The 21,232-nt window shown below is 69.6% G+C and carries 17 protein-coding genes; 10 read left to right on the forward strand and 7 right to left on the reverse strand.

What is annotated here, in order from left to right; all coding sequences use genetic code 11:
• Window positions 1–8: 8 nt before the first annotated feature.
• From ACIREO_RS14820 to ACIREO_RS14835, 4 genes are all read left to right on the forward strand, one after another.
• Window positions 9–1,025, forward strand: coding sequence for a carbohydrate ABC transporter permease (locus tag ACIREO_RS14820; RefSeq protein WP_404109140.1), 1,017 nt, complete (start codon window positions 9–11; stop codon window positions 1,023–1,025).
• Complete coding sequence (locus tag ACIREO_RS14825) at window positions 1,022–1,900, forward strand: sugar ABC transporter permease (protein WP_404109143.1); 879 nt, start codon at window positions 1,022–1,024, stop codon at window positions 1,898–1,900. Before ACIREO_RS14820 ends, ACIREO_RS14825 begins: the two co-directional genes overlap by 4 nt.
• Before the next feature lie 98 nt (window positions 1,901–1,998).
• On the forward strand, window positions 1,999–3,681 hold the full coding sequence (locus tag ACIREO_RS14830) for a glycoside hydrolase family 13 protein (RefSeq protein ID WP_404109145.1): 1,683 nt from the start codon (window positions 1,999–2,001) through the stop codon (window positions 3,679–3,681).
• A complete protein-coding gene (locus ACIREO_RS14835; RefSeq protein WP_404109147.1) occupies window positions 3,666–4,724 on the forward strand; it encodes a LacI family DNA-binding transcriptional regulator in 1,059 nt (352 codons plus the stop codon). The genes ACIREO_RS14830 and ACIREO_RS14835 overlap by 16 nt, the downstream gene beginning before the upstream one ends.
• A gap of 159 nt (window positions 4,725–4,883) precedes the next feature.
• Here ACIREO_RS14835 and ACIREO_RS14840 read toward each other — a convergent pair whose 3' ends face one another.
• From ACIREO_RS14840 to ACIREO_RS14850, 3 genes are read right to left on the reverse strand one after another with little or no spacing between them, the layout of a single operon-like run.
• Window positions 4,884–5,285, reverse strand: a complete 402-nt coding sequence (locus ACIREO_RS14840) for a hypothetical protein (RefSeq protein WP_404109150.1) — start codon at window positions 5,283–5,285, stop codon at window positions 4,884–4,886.
• Between the two features lie 8 nt (window positions 5,286–5,293).
• The gene (locus ACIREO_RS14845; RefSeq protein ID WP_404109153.1) at window positions 5,294–5,503 is read right to left on the reverse strand and encodes a DUF397 domain-containing protein; all 210 of its coding nucleotides are present in this window, start codon (window positions 5,501–5,503) and stop codon (window positions 5,294–5,296) included.
• A complete protein-coding gene (locus tag ACIREO_RS14850) occupies window positions 5,500–6,378 on the reverse strand; it encodes a helix-turn-helix domain-containing protein (protein ID WP_404109156.1) in 879 nt (292 codons plus the stop codon). The genes ACIREO_RS14845 and ACIREO_RS14850 overlap by 4 nt, the downstream gene beginning before the upstream one ends.
• A gap of 163 nt (window positions 6,379–6,541) precedes the next feature.
• Here ACIREO_RS14850 and ACIREO_RS14855 point away from each other — a divergent pair, with 163 nt between their 5' ends.
• The 3 genes from ACIREO_RS14855 (at window position 6,542) to ACIREO_RS14865 (ending at window position 9,103) form a co-directional block, all read left to right on the forward strand.
• Window positions 6,542–6,970 carry an ATP-binding protein gene (locus tag ACIREO_RS14855; RefSeq protein ID WP_404109159.1) on the forward strand — a complete coding sequence of 143 codons (429 nt, stop codon included), beginning with the start codon at window positions 6,542–6,544 and terminating at the stop codon, window positions 6,968–6,970.
• A gap of 281 nt (window positions 6,971–7,251) precedes the next feature.
• Window positions 7,252–8,160: a helix-turn-helix domain-containing protein gene (locus ACIREO_RS14860; RefSeq protein ID WP_404109162.1), complete on the forward strand. Its 909-nt coding sequence runs from the start codon at window positions 7,252–7,254 to the stop codon at window positions 8,158–8,160.
• Between the two features lie 16 nt (window positions 8,161–8,176).
• The gene (locus tag ACIREO_RS14865) at window positions 8,177–9,103 is read left to right on the forward strand and encodes a hypothetical protein (RefSeq protein ID WP_404109165.1); all 927 of its coding nucleotides are present in this window, start codon (window positions 8,177–8,179) and stop codon (window positions 9,101–9,103) included.
• 22 nt (window positions 9,104–9,125) lie between these two features.
• Here ACIREO_RS14865 and ACIREO_RS14870 read toward each other — a convergent pair whose 3' ends face one another.
• The 3 genes from ACIREO_RS14870 to ACIREO_RS14880 are packed head-to-tail and all read right to left on the reverse strand — an operon-like array spanning window position 9,126 to window position 11,612.
• On the reverse strand, window positions 9,126–9,743 hold the full coding sequence (locus ACIREO_RS14870) for an alpha/beta fold hydrolase (RefSeq protein WP_404109168.1): 618 nt from the start codon (window positions 9,741–9,743) through the stop codon (window positions 9,126–9,128).
• A gap of 28 nt (window positions 9,744–9,771) precedes the next feature.
• Window positions 9,772–10,656, reverse strand: coding sequence for an aldo/keto reductase (locus tag ACIREO_RS14875; RefSeq protein ID WP_404109171.1), 885 nt, complete (start codon window positions 10,654–10,656; stop codon window positions 9,772–9,774).
• 14 nt (window positions 10,657–10,670) lie between these two features.
• Entirely contained in the window at window positions 10,671–11,612 is a 942-nt protein-coding gene (locus ACIREO_RS14880; RefSeq protein ID WP_404109174.1) for an NAD-dependent epimerase/dehydratase family protein, read from the reverse strand.
• A gap of 70 nt (window positions 11,613–11,682) precedes the next feature.
• Here ACIREO_RS14880 and ACIREO_RS14885 point away from each other — a divergent pair, with 70 nt between their 5' ends.
• Window positions 11,683–12,702, forward strand: coding sequence for a LysR family transcriptional regulator (locus tag ACIREO_RS14885; protein WP_404109177.1), 1,020 nt, complete (start codon window positions 11,683–11,685; stop codon window positions 12,700–12,702).
• On the opposite strand, the gene ACIREO_RS14890 is transcribed toward ACIREO_RS14885, so the two are convergent.
• Complete coding sequence (locus tag ACIREO_RS14890) at window positions 12,592–13,404, reverse strand: hypothetical protein (protein WP_404109179.1); 813 nt, start codon at window positions 13,402–13,404, stop codon at window positions 12,592–12,594. The two genes, ACIREO_RS14885 and ACIREO_RS14890, sit on opposite strands and share 111 nt — an antisense overlap.
• A 556-nt stretch (window positions 13,405–13,960) precedes the next feature.
• On the opposite strand from ACIREO_RS14890, the gene ACIREO_RS14895 reads away from it, so the two are divergent.
• Together ACIREO_RS14895 and pulA are read left to right on the forward strand one after the other, a co-directional pair.
• A complete protein-coding gene (locus tag ACIREO_RS14895; protein ID WP_404109182.1) occupies window positions 13,961–15,691 on the forward strand; it encodes a carbohydrate-binding module family 20 domain-containing protein in 1,731 nt (576 codons plus the stop codon).
• A gap of 89 nt (window positions 15,692–15,780) precedes the next feature.
• Window positions 15,781–21,087, forward strand: a complete 5,307-nt coding sequence (gene pulA, locus ACIREO_RS14900; protein ID WP_404109185.1) for a pullulanase-type alpha-1,6-glucosidase — start codon at window positions 15,781–15,783, stop codon at window positions 21,085–21,087.
• The last annotated feature ends 145 nt before the right edge of the window (window positions 21,088–21,232 follow it).

Below are 21,232 nucleotides of genomic sequence, written 5' to 3' on the forward strand. Positions count from 1 at the left end.
GCCGACTGATGGCTGTCCACACCAGCCAGTCGGTGGCGAAGGCCGCGGGCGACGACGTCGCCCGCGGCCGGAGCCGCGGGACTGGTAACCCCCCGCCGCCGAGCAGGTTCCGGCGCGCCCTCTCGGTCCACTGGTACGCCTGGACCATGGTCGCCCCGGTCGTGCTCGTGGTCGGCGTGATCATCGGCTACCCGCTGGTCCGCGGTATCTGGCTGTCACTGACCGACGCCAACGAGCGCAACGTCGCCCGGTCCATCGGTGTCAACGAGATGCCCGCCACCTACGAGTTCGTGGGCCTGGACAACTACGCCGACGCCCTGACCGGCAGCCAGTTCCTCGGGACGCTGGGCTGGACGCTGGTGTGGACGATCTCCTGTGTGGCCATCACCTTCTGCCTCGGCATGGCTCTCGCCAACATCCTGAACCGCAGGATCGCCGGCCGCTCCGCCTACCGCATGGCGCTGATCCTGCCCTGGGCCATCCCCGGTTTCGTCTCGGTCTTCGCCTGGCGCTTCCTCTACAACGAGAGGAACGGCCTGCTCAACAAGATCCTGGGTGGCGCCGGTATCGACGGCATACCCTGGCTGAACGACCCCACCTGGGCCAAGTTCTCCGTCATCGCCGTCAACGTGTGGCTCGGTGTGCCATTCATGATGGTCGCCCTGCTCGGCGGACTGCAGTCGATCCCCTCGGAGCAGTACGAGGCCGCGGAGATGGACGGTGCCACCGCCTGGCAGCGCTTCCGTCACGTCACGCTCCCCGGACTGCGCCCGGTGTCCACCACGGTGGTCCTGCTCTCCACCATCTGGACGTTCAACATGTTCCCGGTGATCTTCCTGCTGACCCGCGGCGGACCCGGTGAGGCCACGCAGATCCTGGTGACGCAGGCGTACAAATTCTCCTTCGAGATCAGCCCGCGCGACTTCGCGCAGTCCTCCACCTGGGGCGTGCTGATCCTCGTACTCCTGATGCTCTTCGCCATGGTGTACCGGCGAGTGCTCCGCACGCAGGGAGACAACTGGTGACCACCGCTACGGCAACCTCCACCCGGCACGGCGCCCGAAAGGTCCGCAAGCGCGGCGACCGCTCGCCGGCCGCCTCCCTGGCCCTGCACCTCACCCTGATCGTCACCTCGGTGATCGCGGTCTTCCCGGTGCTGTGGGTCCTGCTGACCTCGCTGAAGCCCGCGAAGTTCGCGTCGACCACGGACTTCTTCAAAGAGACGACGTTCGTGAACTACACGAACCTGATCAAGGACACCGAGTTCCTGAGCTGGTTCGGCAACTCCGTGATCGTCGCGGGACTCTCCACCGTCATCGGCGTCTTCGTCTCCGCCACCACCGGCTACGCCGTCAGCCGCTTCCGCTTCCCCGGCAAGCGTGGCCTGATGTGGACCCTGCTGGTGACCCAGATGTTCCCGGTGGCCGTCCTCATCGTGCCGATCTACAACATCATGTCGACGATGGGCCTGCTCAACCAGCCGGCCGGGCTCGTCATCACCTACCTCACCATCTCGGTGCCCTTCTGCGCCTGGATGATGAAGGGCTTCTTCGACACGATCCCCCGCGAGATCGACGAGTCGGGACAGGTCGACGGACTCACGCCGTTCGGCACGTTCTGGCGGCTCATCCTGCCGCTCGCCAAGCCCGGCCTCGCCGTCACCGCCTTCTACTCCTTCATCACCGCCTGGGGCGAAGTGGCGTACGCCTCCGCGTTCATGGTCGGTGACGAGAACCTCACGCTCGCCGGCGGACTGCAGAAGTTCGTCAACCAGTACGGAGCCCAGTGGGGCCCGATGACCGCGGCGTCCGTGCTCATCGCGATCCCCGCCGCGCTGGTCTTCCTCTTCGCGCAGAAGCACCTGGTCACCGGCATGTCCGCCGGAGCCGTCAAGGGCTGACGCACCCAGCGCCGTACGACCGCACGCAACGTCACGGCGGCGCCGGATCCCCGACCCGGTCCCGGCGCCGCCCCCCACCCAGACACCCCAGGGACGACATGACCCAGCACCTCGCTGCCCCCTCCACCGGCACGTCCGACGACGCCCCGGGCCACCGCACCGGCTGGTGGCAGGACGCGGTGATCTACCAGGTGTACCCGCGCAGCTTCGCCGACGGCAACGGCGACGGCATGGGCGATCTCGCAGGCATCACCGCCCGGCTCCCCTACCTCAGGGACCTCGGCGTCGACGCCGTCTGGCTGAGCCCCTTCTACGCCTCTCCGCAGGCCGACGCGGGCTACGACGTCGCCGACTACCGGGCCATCGACCCGATGTTCGGCACGCTCCTCGACGCCGACGCGCTGATCCGTGACGCCCACGACCTGGGCCTGCGCATCATCGTCGACCTGGTGCCCAACCACTCCTCCGACCAGCACGAGTGGTTCAAGCGCGCTCTCGCCGAGGGCCCCGGCTCCGCCCTGCGCGAGCGCTACCACTTCCGCCCGGGCAAGGGCGCCGACGGCGAACTCCCGCCCAACGACTGGGAGTCCATCTTCGGCGGCCCCGCCTGGACCCGTACCACCGACGCGGACGGCACCCCCGGCGACTGGTATCTCCACCTCTTCGCGCCGGAGCAGCCCGACTTCAACTGGGAACACCCGGCCGTGGCCGACGAGTTCCGCTCGATCCTGCGCTTCTGGCTCGACATGGGCGCCGACGGCTTCCGCGTCGACGTCGCCCACGGCCTCGTCAAGGCCGAAGGCCTGCCGGACCTCGGATCGCACGAGCAGCTGAAGCTGCTGGGCAGCGCTGACGATGGCCTGCCGTTCTTCGACCAGGACGGTGTGCACGAGATCTACCGCAGCTGGCGCACCATCCTCGACGAGTACCCCGGCGACCGCATTCTCGTCGCCGAGGCGTGGACCCCCACCGTCGAGCGCACCGCCAACTACGTGCGCCCCGACGAGATGCACCAGGCCTTCAACTTCCAGTACCTGTCGACCGCCTGGGACGCCGCCGAGCTCCGCAAGGTCATCGACTCCTCGCTCGACGCGATGCGCCCGGTGGGCGCCCCCACCACCTGGGTCCTCTCCAACCACGACGTCACCCGGCACTCCACCCGCTTCGCCAACCCGCCGGGCCTGGGCACCCAGATCCGGACGGCCGGTGACCGTGAGCTCGGCCTGCGCAGGGCCCGCGCCGCGACCCTGCTGATGCTGGCGCTCCCCGGCTCCGCCTACGTCTACCAGGGCGAGGAGCTGGGCCTCCCGGACGTCACCGACCTGCCCGACGAGGTCCGCCAGGACCCGTCGTACTTCCGCGCGGAGGGCCAGGACGGCTTCCGCGACGGCTGCCGGGTGCCGATCCCGTGGACCCGCGAGGGCAGCTCGTACGGCTTCGGCGACGGCGGCAGCTGGCTGCCGCAGCCCGGCAGCTGGGGCGAGCTCTCCGTCGAGGCGCAGACCGGCACGGAGGGCTCCACCCTGGAGCTGTACCGCGCCGCGATCGCCGCCCGCCGCGAGCACCCGGGCCTCGGCGCCGGCACCGGCGTCGAGTGGCTGGACGTCCCCGAGGGCGTGCTCGCCCTCGGCCGCCCCGGCTTCATCTGCACCGTCAACACCACGGGCGCGCCGGTACGGATCCCCGCCCCCGGCAGCCTGCTGCTGTCCAGCGGCCCGGTGACCGTCGACGGCGACACCTTCGAGCTGCCCGCCGACACCACGGTGTGGTGGACGGTGTGACCGTCCCCGCGCCCAGGACCGGACCGGCACTGCGGCTCTCCGACATCGCCGGTCAGGCCGCCGTCAGCGAGGCCACCGTCAGCCGGGTCCTGAACGGGAAGCCCGGCGTCGCGGACACCACGCGTCAGCGGGTGCTCGCGGCGCTCGACATCCTCGGCTACGAACGGCCCGTGCGGCTGCGGCAGCGCAGTGCCGGGCTGATCGGTCTTGTGACACCCGAACTCACCAACCCGATCTTCCCGGCGTTCGCACAGTCCGTGGAGCAGGTGCTCGCCGGGCACGGCTACACACCCGTGCTCTGCACGCAGCTGCCCGGCGGCGCAACGGAGGACGAGCTCGTCGAACAGCTCGTCGAGCGCGGTGTGGGTGGCATCGTGTTCCTGTCCGGGCTGCACGCGGACACCTCGGCCGACCCGGCGCGCTATGCGGCGCTCGCCGAACGCGGTGTGCCGTTCGTCCTGATCAACGGCTACAACGAGCGCATCAGCGCCCCGTTCGTCTCACCCGACGACCAGGCCGCCGTACGCATGGCCGTCAGCCACCTCGCCGAGCTCGGCCACCGGAGGATCGGTCTGGCGATCGGGCCGCAGCGCTATGTGCCCTCCCGCCGCAAGCGCGACGGCTTCGTCGACGCGGCCGTCTCCCTGCTGGGCATGGACCGCGAGGAGGCCGAACTCCTCGTCTGCTCCACCCTGTTCAGCGTCGAGGGCGGCCAGGTCGCGGCGGGCGCCCTGCTCGACATGGGCTGTACCGGCATCGTCTGCGGCAGCGACCTGATGGCGCTCGGCGTGGTCCGCGCGGCCCGGGGGAGGGGCCTCGACGTCCCCCGCGACGTCTCCGTCGTCGGCTTCGACGACTCCCAGCTCATCGCCTTCACCGACCCGCCACTGACCACGGTGCGCCAGCCGGTGCAGGCGATGGCGGCTGCGGCGGTCGGGGCACTGCTGGAGGAGCTCGCGGGAAGCCCGGTTCAGCGCACGGAGTACGTGTTCCAGCCGGAGCTGGTCGTACGGGGCTCGACGGCGGCGGTGCGGGGCGCCTGAACGGGCGCGGGCGGCGGGGGAGCGCGGGGCCGGGTCCGGAGGGGGGATCCGGCCCCGCGCGCAGCCAGGCTCGCTCCGACTGAGTCGGGGGCCGCCCGATCGATCTCGACGAGCGATGATCGTTCGGCGTGCGGTCGTCGGCCACTCTGACCGGTTGAGCTAGGCGTATGGAACGACCACGATCTGTACATCGTCCTCGTAGATGATCCGCCCGGGATCCGAGGAACGCAGCACCCGGCAGTCGACCTCGTGGGCGGCCAGGATCTCCAGATAGCCGGGCACCCGTGTGAGGAGATGCGCGGCCGACGGCTTGAACCAGGCCGCAGCCCCGGGGTTGACCTCGTCGTCGTAGACAGTGGGGTCGACGGTCGAAGGGTCGGTGTACGCGGCGTCGTACCAGCGGTTGTTGCTACGGCGGAAGGACTCCTGCGCGTCCGAGAGCCGCCCCTCCCGCGCCAGGCTGTTGACGAGCCCGAAAACCCCGGTGAAGTGGCCGCGCCTGTTCCTGTGCGGCGACTGGAACCGTATGTACGGGGCGGCTTCGCTTCCGCTGTCGGGCATCCCCATCGTCAGCGCTCGGAGGCGTACGCCAGGAAGGCTTCCCAGGTGGTGGGGGTGAAGCCGAGACGCGGGCCGGGCTGGTCCTTGGAATCGCGCACGTGCACCGTGGCGGGTGTGGTCACGACCTCGACGCAGTCGTTGCCGTCACCGCTGCTGCTGTAGCTGCTCCTGAGCCACTTCAGCTCCGTGGCTCCCCCGGCAGAGGACTTGTGGATCATGTTTCTCCCCGCAGTTGCTCAATGAAGGCCAGCGACTCACGTGGCGTAAGAGCCTGCGCCCGGATCATGCCATAGCGCAGGCCGAGGATCCTGAGTTGCTTCGGGTCGGAGACCGGGCGGCCACTGAACGCCCCTTCGGATCGCCCCACCGCACTGCCGTCGGGAAACCTGAGTACCTCGATCAGCCCGCCCGTCCCGGGATGCTCCTCGCGACACGTCGGCAGCACCTGGATTGCCACATTCGACAACCGCCCCACCTCCAGGAGGCGTTCGAGTTGGCGACGTAGAACCATTGTGCCTCCGACCGGACGGCGGAGCGTCACCTCTTCCTGGACGAAGCTCAGTGAGGGCAGGGGAGTCCGGTCGAGGATGGACTGTCGGGCCAGGCGAGCGCTCACCACCCGGTCCATCTCGTCCTGCGTGTAGGCCGGCAACCACGAGGCGAACAACGCCCTCATGTGTTCCTCGGTCTGCAACAGGCCGTTGATGTTGTGGTGGTGGTACGCCTCCAGCTCGACCGCCCTGGCCTCCAGCCTTGCCAGATCCCGTACCTTCTTCGGATACCGGACCTCCGCCAACTCCCGTTTCAGCATCGCGAGCTTCCCGCCGGCCCCCAGCACCTCGTCCGCTCTGTCCAGGAACTCCGGCCGAGGGATGCGCCGGCCTCCCTCCACCTTGTAGACCAGGTCCTCGCCATACCCGATCGCGGCGCCGAACTCACCGGCCCGCATGCCTGCTGCCTCCCGCCAGGCCTTGATCTGGCGGCCCACCGTAGCGGCCATGGCGACTCCCGACTCGTCATCGGGATCGACGTCCCAGCCGGGCTCGTCCGCTCCGTCGTCACTGCGTGCCGTACCAGCCTCATCCACGCTCATCCGTGCCCCACTTCCGACGCGCTGCCGTTCCTGCACCAACCTCCGGCGTCCCCGGCGAGTCACCCCGGACAGCCGGGACAGCACTGGACAAGGACTGGACAGTCACCGTACGTAACCGTTCTGCCACTCCTCACGGTAAACAAAAACGGCCACGCTGAGTGATGTGAGCCAAGAAATCACCCGAACCGAACATTCCGCTCCGGCACGGCAGTTCACCGTGCTGCTCTCGCCCACCCGTCGGGGAGCCCGGCTCGCCCGTTTGCTGGCAACGGCACACCTGGGCGACTGGGGGCTGCCCGTGGAGCCAGCAGCGAACATCGTGGCCGAACTGGCGGCCAATGCCGCCGTCCACGGCCGCGCACCGGGGCGGGACTTCAGGCTGGGCCTCGCGGTCCACCACGAGGCGCTCCTCCGTATCGAGGTGACCGACACTCGGGGTGAACGGCTACCACTCGCGCCCGGTATCGCCGCCGACGACGCGGAGTCGGGGCGCGGTCTCCTAATCGTCGAGGCGCTTGCGGACCGCTGGGGTGTAGACGTCGGACCTGCCCCGCGCAAGACGGTCTGGGCCGAACTCGACCTCGTACCGTGACCGCCGCCACCGGGTCGCGGGAACCCACGACCCGGTGGGCCGTGACGCGGTGGCCCACGACGCTAAAAGCTTTGAAAGAACTCGGGAAATGACCCTTCCCAACCCAACCCGCCCTAATTCATGCTCTGTCACTCACTCGGGTGACAAAGGGCAACTGGGCTGGATTTTGGACGTGTTGCCGGGCATATGCTCGCCTCGACCACCACAGACATGCGACGGCCCCCGACGAGACGCCAATCTCGATCGAGGGCCTGACCACCGAGGAAGTGTGGAGCTTCCCGATGGATACCCAGCAGATTACCGCGCCCCCGTGCGCCCAGCCCGCCGTATCCGGTGTGATCCACAGGAACGTCCGGCACACCGCAGGCTTCACCGTCATCGGCAACCACCTGGCCCAGCACCGGGGCCTCTCCCTCGTCGCCGTCGGCCTGGCCGTGCACATCCAGTCGCTGCCGGCCGGAGCGAAGGTCGGCATCAAGCGCCTCGCCGAACGCTTCCCGGAGAGCGAGACCCGAATCGCCGCCGCCCTACGGGAGCTGGAGGCGGCCGGTTACCTGCACCGCAGCCGCGTACGCCTCGCCGACGGCCGCATCGTGACGCGCACGGTCTCGTACAACCAGCCGGGAGCGGACACCCCCGTCGCGAGGCCCACCCCACCTCGGGCCGCCCCAAGCGCGGCCAAGCCCACACCACATGAGCCCGCGGCGCCGATGCCGACCCCCACACCGCAGCCCGCCGCCGTCCTCGTGCCACCGCCCACCGCCCGCACAGCAGCACCCCCGCCCCTCCCGCAGCCGCAGGCGCCCACCCCGGAACTCCAGCACACGGCCGCCGTGCTCCTGGCCGACCTGCGCCGTCAAGCACCCCAACTCGTGCTGTCAGAGGCGGACATCAGTGCCCTCGCGCCCGGGATCGTCACCTGGCTCGAACGCGACGCCCGCCCCGACACCATCCGGCACGCCCTCACCGCCGACCTGCCCGTACCGCTGAAACACCCTGCCAAGCTCCTGCGGCACCGCATCACCACCCTCCTCCCGCCGCCGCTGCCCGGCGCACACGAGCTGAAGGCCGCACGCCCCGGCGTGATCGTCATCCCGCTCCAGAACTGCGACCGCTGCGACCGCGCCTTCCGCTCGCGGCACCCCGGCCACTGCCGCGACTGCCGCACCGACCTGCCCACAGCCGCCTGATCCCGAACGGAAACCCATGGTCAGCGCACCGCACGAAGCGATGCACCGCATCTTCCAGGAATACCCGAACCTCTTCTCCAAGCTCTCCCACGTCCTCGGGCTCGAACTGCCGCCCCCCGTGTCAGCGGAGCTCCTGACCGTCGACCTCACCGAAAACGAACCCCTCGAACGCCGCGTCGACACCCTCCTGCGCATCGAGACGCAGAACGACGGCCCGTTCCTCCTCGTCATCGAAGCCCAAGGCAAGAAGGACCCCGGCAAAACAGCCAGCTGGCCCTACTACGTCACCTACCTCAACAACAAATACCGGCTTCCCGTCCTTCTCCTGGTCATCTGCCAGGACCACGCGACCGCCACATGGGCCGCCCGGCCGATCACCATCGGCCTGCCCCAATGGCCGACCGTGACCACCCGCCCCCTCGTGGCGGGACCCCACAACATGCCCGTCATCACGAACGTCGCCGAAGCCCGCAAGGACCTCGCGCTCGCCACACTCTCCGCGATCACACACGCTGACAATCCGGACGTCGATGCGATACTGAAGACGATGTCCGTCGCCCTGCGCGACACACCGGAATCGATCGCTGAACCCATCGTCGAACTCATCGCACAAGGCCTGGGCAACCGCCCCGCCGCACAACAGTGGAGGAACCTGGTGGCCGTGGATCTCTCCTTCTACACCTCCCCGCTCTCCGAAGAAATCCGCGACGAAGGCCGCACACAAGGCCGTACCGAAGGCCGTACCGAAGGCCGCGTCGAGAGGGGCGCTGCAGACATTCTGCTCGTCCTCGGCGCACGCGGCATCGCGATCGGCAACCGGGCCCGCGAGAAGATCACGGCGTGCACCGATCCGGAACTTCTCAGCCAGTGGTTGGTTCGCGCAGCAGTCGCTGCCACAGGTGACGAGGTCTTCGGCGAGGAGCAGACTTCTGCCGACCGGTGACCACGTCGTCGGCCGGCGCCTCTCAGGCGGCGGCCGAGAGCGCGGTGGCGGCCGCCCGGGCGAACGCGTCCGGGTTGTCGAGCATGATGTTGTGCCCACAGTCCGGGACCGCGACCAGGCGCACACCGGCTTCGGCGAGTGCGGCGGCCCCGGCGGGTGCGCCGTCGGGATGCGGGAACAGGAAGGCTCGCGGGATGCTCAGCTCCAACAGCAGCTCACGCATGGTGGGGGTCGTCCCTCGGGTGAGTTGTACGGCGCTGCGGTGGAGGGCCTCCAGGCCGGCCAGACGCATCGTGGCCCACCAGTGGGGCCCCGCCAGGTCCCGGGTCTGCTGCCAGCCGCCCGCCAGGAAGTCAGGTTCGGAGAGGGCGGCGATCCCGCTGCTCCCTGGAGCCCCGGGTGCCGGCGTGAGAGGGTCGAGATTTGCGTCCACCAACACCAGGCGTGACACCAGCTGTGGGTGACGGGCTGCCAGGACGACGGCGACCGAGCCGCCCATGCTGTGCGCCACCAACTCCGCGCCGATGACGCCCGCGTACGTCAAAGTGGCGGCCGGCGCGTCGGCGTGCGCTTCGAGGCTGTAGTCGAAGTCCGTCGGCGGGCCTGCTCGCTGGGAGGACCCGTACTGGCCGGGGCACACCTACTGAGCCACTGAGCCCTGAGCCGGTTCAGCCCGGCTGCGCGTCCTCCAGCTCTGCCAGCTCCGCCGCGCTCAGCCGGAGTTCCGAGGCCTGGGCCGAGTCCTGGATGGAGGCCGGGCGGCTGGCTCCCGGCACCGGGATCATCGCTGGGGAGCGGCTCAGCAGCCAGGCCAGGGCGATCTGCTGTGGGCTCACGCCGTGCTCGGCTGCGATGCGCTGGAAGGCGGTGCCGGCGGAGGTCGGGCCCGAAGGGCCGCCGAGCGAGCTACGGGAGATGCCGCCGAGGGGACTCCAGGGCAGGAACGCCAGGCCCAGCCGGGCGCTCAGCCGCAGCTCGGGCTCGCTGTCGCGGACGGCGGGCGAGTACTGGTTCTGTACGGAGACGAGTCCGTCACCGAGGATCTGATGCGCCTCGTGGATCTGGCCGGTGGTCACGTTCGAGATGCCGGCGGCGCGGATCGCGCCGGCGTCGATCAGCTCGCGCAGGGCGCCGACGGACTCCGCCCAGGGCACGGCCGGGTCCGGCTTGTGCAGTTGGTACAGGCCGATGGCCTCGACCCCCAGACGCTTGGCGGAGGCTTCGGCTGCGCGCCTGAGGTGGGCGGGGGCGGCGTCGACGGTCCAGCTGCCGTCGCCGGGCCGGCCCCGGCCGCCCTTGGTGGCGACCAGCACACCGGAGGTGTCGCCGCCGTAGCGGGCCAGGGCACGGGCGATCAGGAGCTCGTTGTGGCCCGCCTCGCCGGCGTGCCAGTGGTAGCTGTCGGCCGTGTCGATGAGCGTGACACCGGCGTCGAGGGCGGCGTGGACCGTGGCGACGGCCCGCGCCTCGTCCGGGCGGTTCTCGATGGACAGCGGCATGGCACCCAGGCCGATGGCGCTGACGGCGGTGTCCGCGATGGTGCGGTACTGCATGACGGTCGGGCTCCTCACACGGCGGGGACGGCGGACGCGGCGACGGTTTCGGCGACGGCGCCGGGCAGCCAGTCGGTGATGCGGGAGAAGGCGAAACCCAGCTCCTTCGCACGGGCGTTGCTCATGGCGTAGTGGCGGTCGAAGGAGAACGGCGAAGCCGTCCCGCCCGCTGCGACCGTCCGGTGGACGGCCTCCCGGCCGGTCTGTGCCGCGACAGCCGCAGTCAGCTCACGCACATCGAGCAGACCGTCGGAGCAGGCGTTGACGGGCCCCGTGAAGTCGGTGGCGGTGGCCGCCCACAGCAGCAGGTCCGCCATCTCCTCGTAGTGGATGAACACCGTCGGCAGGGCTTCCGAGTGCACGGCGATCTCTTCGCCGCGTCCGACGCGCTCGGTGTAGTGGGCCAGCCGGCCGGTGAACTCCTGCGCGCCACCGCCGAGTACGTGTGCGCTGCGCACGGAGGCGAACGCGAAGCTGCCGTTCCGGGTGAGTACGGCCTCCGCCTGACGCTTGCCCTCGGCGTAGTGCGCGTCCAGGTACGCCTCGTCGTGCCAGGGCAGGTCCATGGTCACCAGCCAGGCACGCGGGTCCACGTTCTCCTCCGGCACCGGGGTCCCCGCCGGAACAGCCGGCAGCGCGGCGGTCGCCGGGTCGTAGACCTCGATCGTGGACGTCATGACGTAGCGCCCGGTGCGGCCGGCGAAGGCGCGGGCGGCGATCGCGGCCTGCACCGGCGTGTAGCAGACCTGGTCGACGACCACGTCGAAGGTGAGAGAGCCCAGCGCGGCGGTGAGAGCGGCCTCGTCGTCGCGGTCGACGACGAGGTGCTCGACCCCGGCGGGCGGCCGGATGGAACCGCGATTGATCACAGTGACCTGATGGCCGGCCGCCTGGAGGCGCTCGACCAGGAGCTTGCCGAAGTAACGGCTTCCGCCGATGACGCAGATTCTCTTCATGCCCTCATCCTGGACACCTATCGTCATCAGCAGAAGTGCTGGCTTACTGACGACGCGTTAAGGAAAACTGTTGATAGATGTGCAGCGGCTCCGCGTCCTGCGGGCGGTGGCGGACAACGGCAGCTTCAGCAAGGCAGCCGCTGTTCTCCGCCTCACCCCTTCCGCCGTCTCCCAGCACGTGGCGGCGCTGGAACGCAGCGTCGGCGCCCAGGTCGTGACACGCAGCACGCGAGGGGTCACCCTCACGCAGGCCGGCCAGATCATGGTCGGGGCCGCCGAGTCGGTCGCAGCCGAGCTCCAACAGGCGAAACAGCAGGTCGAGCGGCTCAGCACGGGCCGGGTACAGCTCACCGTCGCCACGTTCACCAGCGGCGGCAGGCACCTGCTGCCCGGCGCTCTGCCCCGGCTCATGGCAGCCCACCCGAGCACCGTGCTCCACGTCAGGGAGGGCGAGCCCGAGGACACCCTGCCCCTTGTCCGCCAAGGCGCCGTCGACCTCGCACTCGCCTACCACTTCGACGGCCCGCTGCCCGTCGGACCGGGTCCGGGCGCCGGCCTGCGATGGACCCCTGTCATGGAAGACCCCCTGCACGTCGTCATGGAGGAGGGGCACCGGCTCGCCGCCCGCCGGTCGCTCGACATCGCCGAGCTGTCGGCGGAGCCCTGGGTGCTGGGCTGCCTCAAGACCGAGGCGTACCTTCGCCGTTACGCCCAGCAGGCAGGCTTCGAGCCGGACGTGCGCGGCACCACCACCGACTACTTCTTCGCCCGCTCACTCGTCGTCGCGGGCCTGGGAATCTCCCTGATCCCCTCCATCGCGCTCGTCCCGACGGTGCCGGGTCTGCGCGCCGTCCCGGTCGAGCCACCGGCCCCGGCCCGGCACATCGGCGTAGCCACACGAGCCGGCCGCGACCACCCGCACGTGACGACGCTCATCGAGGCCCTCCGCGAGCAGGCGCTGCGGCCTTCAGTGGGCTCGTCAGCCCTGCCCGTCGCCCTCCTCGAAGAGCCGCACCGTGCTGAGGATCTGGCGGATCGTGGTGTCGGACACCTCGTCGGGAACCCCGTGTGCCCCGATGTAGGTCCATGACACGAAGTCGCCCTCCGCGTTCTTGAAGGCGAACGTCACCGCCTTGCCGTCGGTGTCGCACTTGCCCTTCGGCGGCGTCCCGGACGACGTGACGGTCACGAGACTGCCCTCGATGCCCGACTTCGTCCGGTACGACTCGGGCTCACCGATCTCTAGACGGGTGCGGTCGGGCTGGGTGTACGCGCCGTAGACCCACTTCCTCGCAGTGTCCTCGGCGGCCTCGGCGGTGCTCTTGGCACCCTTTTCGCCGGTGGTGCCCGTCGAGGCGAGCGGGGTGTCCTCCTCGGTGCCGTCCTTGTCGTCGTCGGACGTGCACCACTTCTCCTTGAGGACCGCCGGAGCCATCATCGCCACCAGCGGCTTCTCGTCGGGGTCGCTGTCCTCCGCGACGTAGCTGACCCAGTCAGCGGACTGCCGCGCCCAGGAGACCGGCGCGTCGAAGGTGATGCCGCGTTTGGCGTTGACCACCGTGTTCCAGCCAGGGACGAGCGGGCCCGAGCCGGTCTCGGCCGCGGACCGGTCCGTGTCATCGGAGTTCGCCGAGCTCGTCGCCGCGGGCTTCGTGTCGGCCTTGCCGTCGCCGTCGTCGGGGAACAGCAGGAAGCCGGTCACCAGGCATGCCGCGACGACTGCCGTGGAAGCGGACACCAGGGCGATCGTGGTCCGGTTCCGGGAACCACGGGGCGGCTCGGGTGACCCCATGCCGACAGTGGGTGAGGAGTGCCAGTCTGCGCCGGCCTGCCCGGGCTGCGGGGGAACCGAACTGGGGTATGCACCCTGCGGGTTCGGCTGTCCGGAGGGCGATTGCTGTCCTGGCCACATGAGCGGTGAGTCTAATAGCACGGTTGTTCACCCGTGCTACACACGGGAGAGGTCCGGACGTCGGCCCGGGATGGGCCGGCGGGAAGGCGACGTCCGGACCTCTCCGCGTTGTGACCGGCCCGGTCGGCCGGGCGCGTGGGGCCCGGGTGTCCGGACCCCCGGCCGGCCGGGCCGGAGTCGGGATGAACTTAACAGGCTCGCAACATTTTGCGTAACACCTTGCAGGAAGAAATCTCCGGGATCCCGCGGATGTGAACGGCGTGTAATCGCGTCGTGTCCAGGGGGTTGACCGGGGCAGGTCAGGCTCGTACGGTCTGCCGCACACGAAGTTTTGCATCCTTGCTGCAAGAACCTTCATGAGCCTTGACGGCACGGCGTGTTGCCACGTGAGGCTGCTCCGCCATCCCCGCACTTCCCCCACCGCAGGAGGAACGTCATGGCACACAGACCCTTGTCCGGTGCGCTCGCCCTCGCCCTGGGTGCCGCTGTTCTCGCCGTCCCCGCCGGTCTCGGCGCCGGGACCGCCCAAGCCGCACCGCCCGGCGAGAAGGACGTCACCGCGGTGATGTTCGAGTGGAACTTCGGTTCCGTGGCAAAGGCTTGCACGGACAGCCTCGGTCCGGCCGGTTACGGCTACGTCCAGGTCTCGCCGCCCCAGGAGCACATCCAGGGCGGCCAGTGGTGGACCTCGTACCAGCCCGTCAGCTACAGGATCGCCGGCCGCCTCGGTGACCGAACGGCCTTCGCGAACATGGTCAGCACGTGCCACGGCGCGGGCGTCAAGGTCGTGGCCGACTCGGTCATCAACCACATGTCGGCCGGATCGGGCACCGGCACCGGCGGGTCCTCGTACAGCAAGTACGACTACCCGGGCACCTACTCCGTCAACGACATGAACGACTGCCAGTCGCAGATCAGCAACTACGGCGACCGAGGCAACGTCCAGAACTGCGAACTGGTGGGCCTCGCCGACCTGGACACCGGTGAGGAGTACGTACGCGGCCGAATAGCGGGCTACCTCAACGACCTGCTCTCCCTCGGTGTCGACGGCTTCCGCATAGACGCCGCCAAGCACATGCCGGCCGGCGACCTCGCCGACATCAAGTCCCGGCTCAGCAACCCCGGTGTGTACTGGAAGCACGAGGCCATCCACGGGGCCGGCGAGGCCGTCTCGCCCACCGAGTACCTCGGCAGCGGCGACGTCCAGGAGTTCCGCTACGGCCGGGGCCTCAAGCAGGTCTTCAACAACGAGAACCTCGCCAACCTCAAGAACTTCGGTGAGGGCTGGGGCTTCATGGAGTCGGGCAAGTCGGCCGTCTTCGTCGACAACCACGACACCGAGCGCGGCGGTGACACCCTGAACTACAAGGACGGCGCCAACTACACCCTGGCGAGCGTCTTCATGCTGGCCCACCCCTACGGCTCCCCGGACGTCCACTCCGGCTACGAGTGGTCCGACAAGGACGCCGGCCCGCCCAACGGCGGCCAGGTGAACGCCTGCTACAGCGACGGCTGGAAGTGCCAGCACGCCTGGCGCGAGATCTCCTCCATGGTCGGCTTCCGCAACGCCGCCCGTGGGCAAGGAGTCTCGAACTGGTGGGACAACGGCGGCGACCAGATCGCCTTCGGCCGGGGCTCCAAGGCCTACGTCGCCATCAACCACGAGGGCTCCTCGCTGAGCCGTACGTTCCAGACCTCGCTGCCCGCCGGTGACTACTGCGACGTCCAGTCCGGCAACGGCGTCACCGTCAACGGCTCCGGACAGTTCACCGCCACGCTCGGCGCGAACACGGCCGTCGCGCTGCACGTCAACGCCCGTACCTGCTCCGGCTCCGGCGGCGGAAACCCCGACCCGGACCCGGGGGCCGGCCAGTCCGGTGCCTCCTTCGGCGTCAACGCCACCACCCAGCCCGGCCAGAACATCTACGTCACCGGAAACCAGGCCGCGCTCGGCAACTGGGACCCGGGCAGCGCGCTGAAGCTCGACCCGGCGACGTACCCCGTCTGGAAGCTCGACGTCAGCCTGCCCGCCGGGACGTCGTTCGAGTACAAGTACCTCCGCAAGGACGCGGGCTCCAACGTCACCTGGGAGAGCGGCGCCAACCGCACCGCCACCGTGCCGTCCACCGGCAAGGCCGCCCTGACCGCCGACGTCTGGCGCAGCTGATCACACCCCTGGCAGGCCGGGGACGCGAATGGCGCGTTCCCGGCCCGCACCGCTGAACCCCATCCCTGAAAGCCGAGGAGTACCCGCCCGTGTCCCGAACCACCCTCCGGCGGGGAGCCGCCGCCGCACTGTGCGCGGTGCTGCTGCCCGTCGTGCCGGCGGCCTCCGCGTCCGCTGCCGCAAGACCCCCTTCCCCGCCCTCGGACGCGAGACTCGCCAAGGAACCGGCCAGGCAGGACCTGACCCGCGAGCAGTTCTACTTCGTGCTGCCCGACCGGTTCGCCAACGGCGACACCTCAACCGACCGGGGCGGGCTGACCGGCTCACGGCTGGAGACCGGCTACGACCCCACGGACAAGGGCTTCTACCAGGGCGGCGACCTCAAGGGCCTCACCCAGCGCCTCGACTACATCAAGGGCCTCGGGACCACCGCGATCTGGCTCGCCCCGATCTTCAAGAACCGGCCCGTCCAGGGCACGGGAGACGACGCCTCGGCCGGCTACCACGGCTACTGGATCACCGACTTCACCCAGGTCGACCCGCACTTCGGGACCAACGCCGACCTCACGAAGCTGATCGACAAGGCCCACGGCAAGGGCATGAAGGTCTTCTTCGACGTCATCACCAACCACACGGCCGACACCGTCGACCACGCCGAGAAGGAGTACGGCTACAAACCCAAGGGCGCCTACCCGTACCTCGACGAGAGCGGCCGTCCCTTCGACGACACCCGGGGCGTCGAGGAGGTGAACGCCGACTCCTTCCCGTACACCCCGCAGAACACGGGGAAGAAGGCTCCGTCCTGGCTCAACGACACCACGATGTACCACAACAGGGGCGACTCGACCTACGCCGGCGAGTCCACCGAGTACGGCGACTTCTCCGGCCTCGACGACCTGTGGACCGAACGCCCCGAGGTCGTCTCCGGCATGGAGAAGATCTACGAGAAGTGGGTCCGGGACTTCGACATCGACGGCTTCCGCATCGACACCGTCAAGCACGTCGACCTCGACTTCTGGACCCAGTGGGCGACCGCCCTCGACGGCTACGCGGCGACCCACGGCCGCGACGACTTCTTCATGTTCGGCGAGGTCTACTCCTCCGACACCGCGATCACCTCGCCCTATGTGACGCGGGGCAGGCTGGACGCCACGCTCGACTTCCCCTTCCAGGAAGCCGCCCGGCAGTACGCCTCCCAGGGCGCCCCGGCCTCGAAGCTCGCCGCGGTCTACGGTGACGACTACCGCTACACCACCGACAAGGCCAACGCCTACGAGCAGGTGACCTTCCTCGGCAACCACGACATGGGCCGGATCGGCACCTTCCTGAAGCAGGACAACCCGAAGGCCGATGACGCCGAACTCCTGAACCGCGCCCGCCTCGCGAACGAGCTGATGCTCCTCGGCCGCGGCAACCCGGTGATCTACTACGGCGACGAACAGGGCTACACCGGGGCGGGCGGCGACAAGGACGCCCGCCAGACGATGTTCGCCTCGAAGACCGCCGACTACCTCGACGACGACCAGCTGGGCACCGACCGTACGCACACCTCCGATGCGTACGACACGACCCACCCGCTCTACCGCTCCATCGCCGCCCTGTCGAAGCTCACCGCGGACCACCCGGCGCTGCGCGACGGCGTGCAGACCGAGCGCTACTCCAAGGAGTCCGTCTACGCCTTCTCGCGCACGGACACCGAGCGCCCGTATGAATACCTCGTCGCCACCAACAACTCCGCCGAGGCGAAGACCGTGGCGGTCCCCACCGAGTCGGCGGGCATGAACTTCCGCTCGTTGTACGGGAGTTCCGGTGCTGTACGCAGCGGTGCGGACAAGGCCGTCGAGGTCACCGTCCCCGCGCTGTCCAGCGTCGTGCTCCGCGCCGACAAGCAGCTGGGCACCCCCGCCACCAAGCCGTCGGTCACCCTGAAGGCCCCTGCCGCAGGAGCCACCGGCACGGTCGAGATCAGCGCCGACGTGGACGGCGGTGGTCTGAACCGTGTCGTGTTCGCCGCGCAGACCGGCAGCGGCAAGTGGGTCACCCTCGGCTCCGCCGACCACGCCCCCTACAAGGTCACCCAGCACCTGGACGAGTCGGTGAAGGCCGGGGTCCCGCTGCGCTACAAGGCCGTGGTCGTCGACCGCGCCGGGCGCACCGCGAGCACCCTCGCCTCGACCACCGCGGGACAGGCACCGCCGGCCCCGAAGCCGGTCGCCGTCGAACGCGACCACGCCGTCGTCCACTACAAGCGCGCGGACGGCGACTACGAGGGCCGGCAGCTGAAGTCCGGCGACAGGACCGCCGACTTCATCGGGCGGGACGCCTACGGCGCGTTCGCCTGGATCGACCTCGACGAGGGCGCCTCCTCGGTCCCGTACACGGTCGAGAAGAACGGCACGGCCGACGGGCCCGAGCGCACCGTCGACCTCACGCAGACCGGCCAGGTCTGGGTCGAGCAGGGCAAGGACGAGCAGGCCACCGAGGCTCCCGAGGCCCCGGCGCAGGACACCTCCAAGGCCGTCCTGCACTACCACCGGGCCGACGGCGACTACGACGGCTGGGGTCTGCACACCTGGACCGGGGCTGCCGCCCCCACGGACTGGGCGAAGCCGCTGGAGCCCGTGAAGACCGACGCCTACGGCGTCACCTTCGAGGTGCCGCTCACGGACGGTGCCACCTCGCTCAGCTACATCCTCCACAAGGGCGACGAGAAGGACCTCCCCAGCGACCAGTCCCTCGACATCGCCTCGTACGGGCACGAGGTCTGGATGCTCGGCGGGAAGTCCGGCTACCTGCTCCCGCAGGCCGGCGGGGTGCCTTCCCCGGACCTGACCAAGGCCGAGGCCCAGTGGATCGACGGGGACACCGTCGTCTGGAAGGTGAAGGCCACCGACGCCACCAGCCAGCAGCTCGTGTACGCGAAGAACGGCGGGATCTCCGTCGTCGACGGTGCCCTCTCCGACGAGGGCCGGTGGCTCCGGCTCGGCGCCACCGAACTCACCGACGCGCAGAAGGCGAAGTACCCGCACCTCAAGGACTATCCGGCGTTCACCGTCGACACCCGTGACCGGGACAGGGTCCGTGAATCCCTGCGCGGCCAGCTGATCGCCACCCAGCGCGCCGCCAACGGCGCCCTGCTCGCCGCCACCGGCGTACAGACCGCTGGTGTGCTGGACGCGCTGTACGGGAAGGCCGCGAGCGGGGCCGCACTCGGCCCCGTCTTCCGCAAGGGCGGCCCGACGCTCTCCGTCTGGGCGCCCACCGCCCGCACCGTGTCGCTCGAACTCGACGGGAAGACCGTCCCGATGCGGCGCGACGGCAGCACCGGCGTCTGGTCGGTCACAGGCAGCAAGAGCTGGAACGGCAAGCCCTACCGTTACGCCGTCCAGGTCTGGGCACCCACCGTCCAGAAGATGGTCACCAACAAGGTGACCGACCCCTACTCCACCGCCCTGACCACCGACTCCGCCCGCAGCCTCGTCGTCGACCTCGACGACCCGGAGCTCGCCCCGCGCGGCTGGTCCGGCCTGGAGAAGCCCGCCGCGACCCCGCTGCGCGACGCGCAGATCCAGGATCTGCACATCCGTGACTTCTCGGTCACGGACGCCACGTCGAAGCACCCCGGTGAGTACCTCGCCTTCACCGACACCCGCTCCGACGGCATGAAGCACCTCAAGGAGCTCGCGGACTCCGGCACCAGCTATGTGCACCTGCTGCCCGCCTTCGACATCGGGACGATCCCCGAGAAGAAGTCCGACCAGCAGAAGCCGGGCTGCGACCTGTCCGTCCACGCCCCCGACTCCGAGGAGCAGCAGGCCTGTGTGGCGAAGGCCGCAGCGAAGGACGCCTTCAACTGGGGTTACGACCCGCTGCACTACACGGTCCCCGAGGGTTCGTACGCCTCCGACCCCGACGGCACGAAGCGCACGGTCGAGTTCCGGCAGATGGTCCAGGGGCTCAACGGCGCCGGGCTGCGGACCGTCATGGACGTCGTCTACAACCACACCGTCGCCTCCGGCCAGGACGACAAGTCCGTCCTCGACAGGATCGTGCCCGGCTACTACCAGCGCCTCCTGGAGGACGGCACCGTCGCCACCTCGACCTGCTGCGCCAACACCGCGCCCGAGAACACCATGATGGGCAAGCTCGTCGTGGACTCGGTCGTCACCTGGGCCAAGGAGTACAAGGTCGACGGCTTCCGCTTCGACCTGATGGGCCACCACCCCAAGGCCAACATCCTCGCGGTCCGCAAGGCCCTCGACGAACTGACCGTCGCCAAGGACGGCGTCGACGGGAAGAAGATCATCCTGTACGGCGAGGGCTGGAACTTCGGTGAGATCGCCGACGACGCACGCTTCGTCCAGGCCACCCAGAAGAACATGGCCGGCACCGGCATCGCCACCTTCTCCGACCGGGCCCGCGACGCCGTCCGCGGCGGCGGCCCCTTCGACGAGGACCCTGGTGTCCAGGGCTTCGCCTCCGGCCTCTACACCGACCCCAACACCTCCTCCGCCAACGGCACCGAGGCCGAACAGAAGGCCCGGCTCCTCCACTACCAGGACCTGATCAAGGTCGGCCTCACCGGAGGCCTCGCCGACTACACCTTCACCGACACCCAGGGCCGTACGGTCAGGGGCTCGGCCGTCGACTACAACGGAGCCCCCGCCGGATACGCGGCGGCACCCGGTGACGCGCTCGCCTACGCCGACGCCCACGACAACGAAACGCTCTACGACACGCTGGCCTTCAAGCTCCCGGCGGACACCTCTGCCGCCGACCGGGCCCGCATGCAGGTCGTGGCGATGGCCACCGCTGTGCTCTCGCAGGGACCGGCGCTCTCCCAGGCCGGCACCGACCTGCTGCGCTCCAAGTCGCTGGACCGCAACTCCTTCGACAGCGGCGACTGGTTCAACGTGCTGAACTGGGACTGCCGCAAGGGCAACGGCTTCGGGCGGGGACTGCCGCCCGCCGCCGACAACAAGGACAAGTGGTCCTACGGCAAGCCGCTGCTGACCAACCCCGCGCTCACCCCCGGCTGCGCGCAGATCACGGGTGCGTCCGTCGCCTACCAGGACCTGCTCAGGATCCGCACCACCGAGAAGGAGTTCGACCTCGCCACCGCCGAACAGGTGCAGCACACCCTGTCCTTCCCGCTCTCCGGCAAGGAGGAGACCCCCGGGGTGATCACGATGCGCCTGGGTGACCTGGTCGTCGTCATGAACGCCACCCCCGGTACGCAGAAGCAGGACATCCCCGCGCTCGCCGGGAAGGCGTACGCCCTGCACCCCGTCCAGGCGGCCGGCGCGGACGCCGCCGTCAAGAAGGCCTCGTACGAAGGGAAGTCGGGCGGCTTCACCGTCCCAGGGCGCACGGTCGCCGTGTTCACCCGGCGCTGACGGCCATCGAAACGGCAGGTCCCGGCTCCCGCCCCTCGTGGCGGAAGCCGGGACCTGCCGTTTCTGTGCTTCTGTGCTCCCTTGTGCGGGCGGCGCGATCAGGCGAAGCTGAAGGCGTACACGTCCGTGCACACTGTCCATGTAT

The sequence above is a fragment of the Streptomyces sp. NPDC102441 genome, assembly GCF_044765585.1.
In the GTDB taxonomy this organism is placed as follows: domain Bacteria; phylum Actinomycetota; class Actinomycetes; order Streptomycetales; family Streptomycetaceae; genus Streptomyces.

Coding starts and splice junctions, on each gene's coding strand:
- ACIREO_RS14820 (WP_404109140.1), top strand. CDS start 9: ATGGCTGTCCACACCAGCCAGTCGGTGGCGAAGGCCGCGGGCGACGAC.
- ACIREO_RS14830 (WP_404109145.1), top strand. CDS start 1,999: ATGACCCAGCACCTCGCTGCCCCCTCCACCGGCACGTCCGACGACGCC.
- ACIREO_RS14840 (WP_404109150.1), bottom strand. CDS start 5,285: ATGCCCGACAGCGGAAGCGAAGCCGCCCCGTACATACGGTTCCAGTCG.
- ACIREO_RS14845 (WP_404109153.1), bottom strand. CDS start 5,503: ATGATCCACAAGTCCTCTGCCGGGGGAGCCACGGAGCTGAAGTGGCTC.
- ACIREO_RS14850 (WP_404109156.1), bottom strand. CDS start 6,378: ATGAGCGTGGATGAGGCTGGTACGGCACGCAGTGACGACGGAGCGGAC.
- ACIREO_RS14860 (WP_404109162.1), top strand. CDS start 7,252: ATGGATACCCAGCAGATTACCGCGCCCCCGTGCGCCCAGCCCGCCGTA.
- ACIREO_RS14865 (WP_404109165.1), top strand. CDS start 8,177: ATGGTCAGCGCACCGCACGAAGCGATGCACCGCATCTTCCAGGAATAC.
- ACIREO_RS14875 (WP_404109171.1), bottom strand. CDS start 10,656: ATGCAGTACCGCACCATCGCGGACACCGCCGTCAGCGCCATCGGCCTG.
- ACIREO_RS14880 (WP_404109174.1), bottom strand. CDS start 11,612: ATGAAGAGAATCTGCGTCATCGGCGGAAGCCGTTACTTCGGCAAGCTC.
- ACIREO_RS14890 (WP_404109179.1), bottom strand. CDS start 13,404: ATGGGGTCACCCGAGCCGCCCCGTGGTTCCCGGAACCGGACCACGATC.
- ACIREO_RS14895 (WP_404109182.1), top strand. CDS start 13,961: ATGGCACACAGACCCTTGTCCGGTGCGCTCGCCCTCGCCCTGGGTGCC.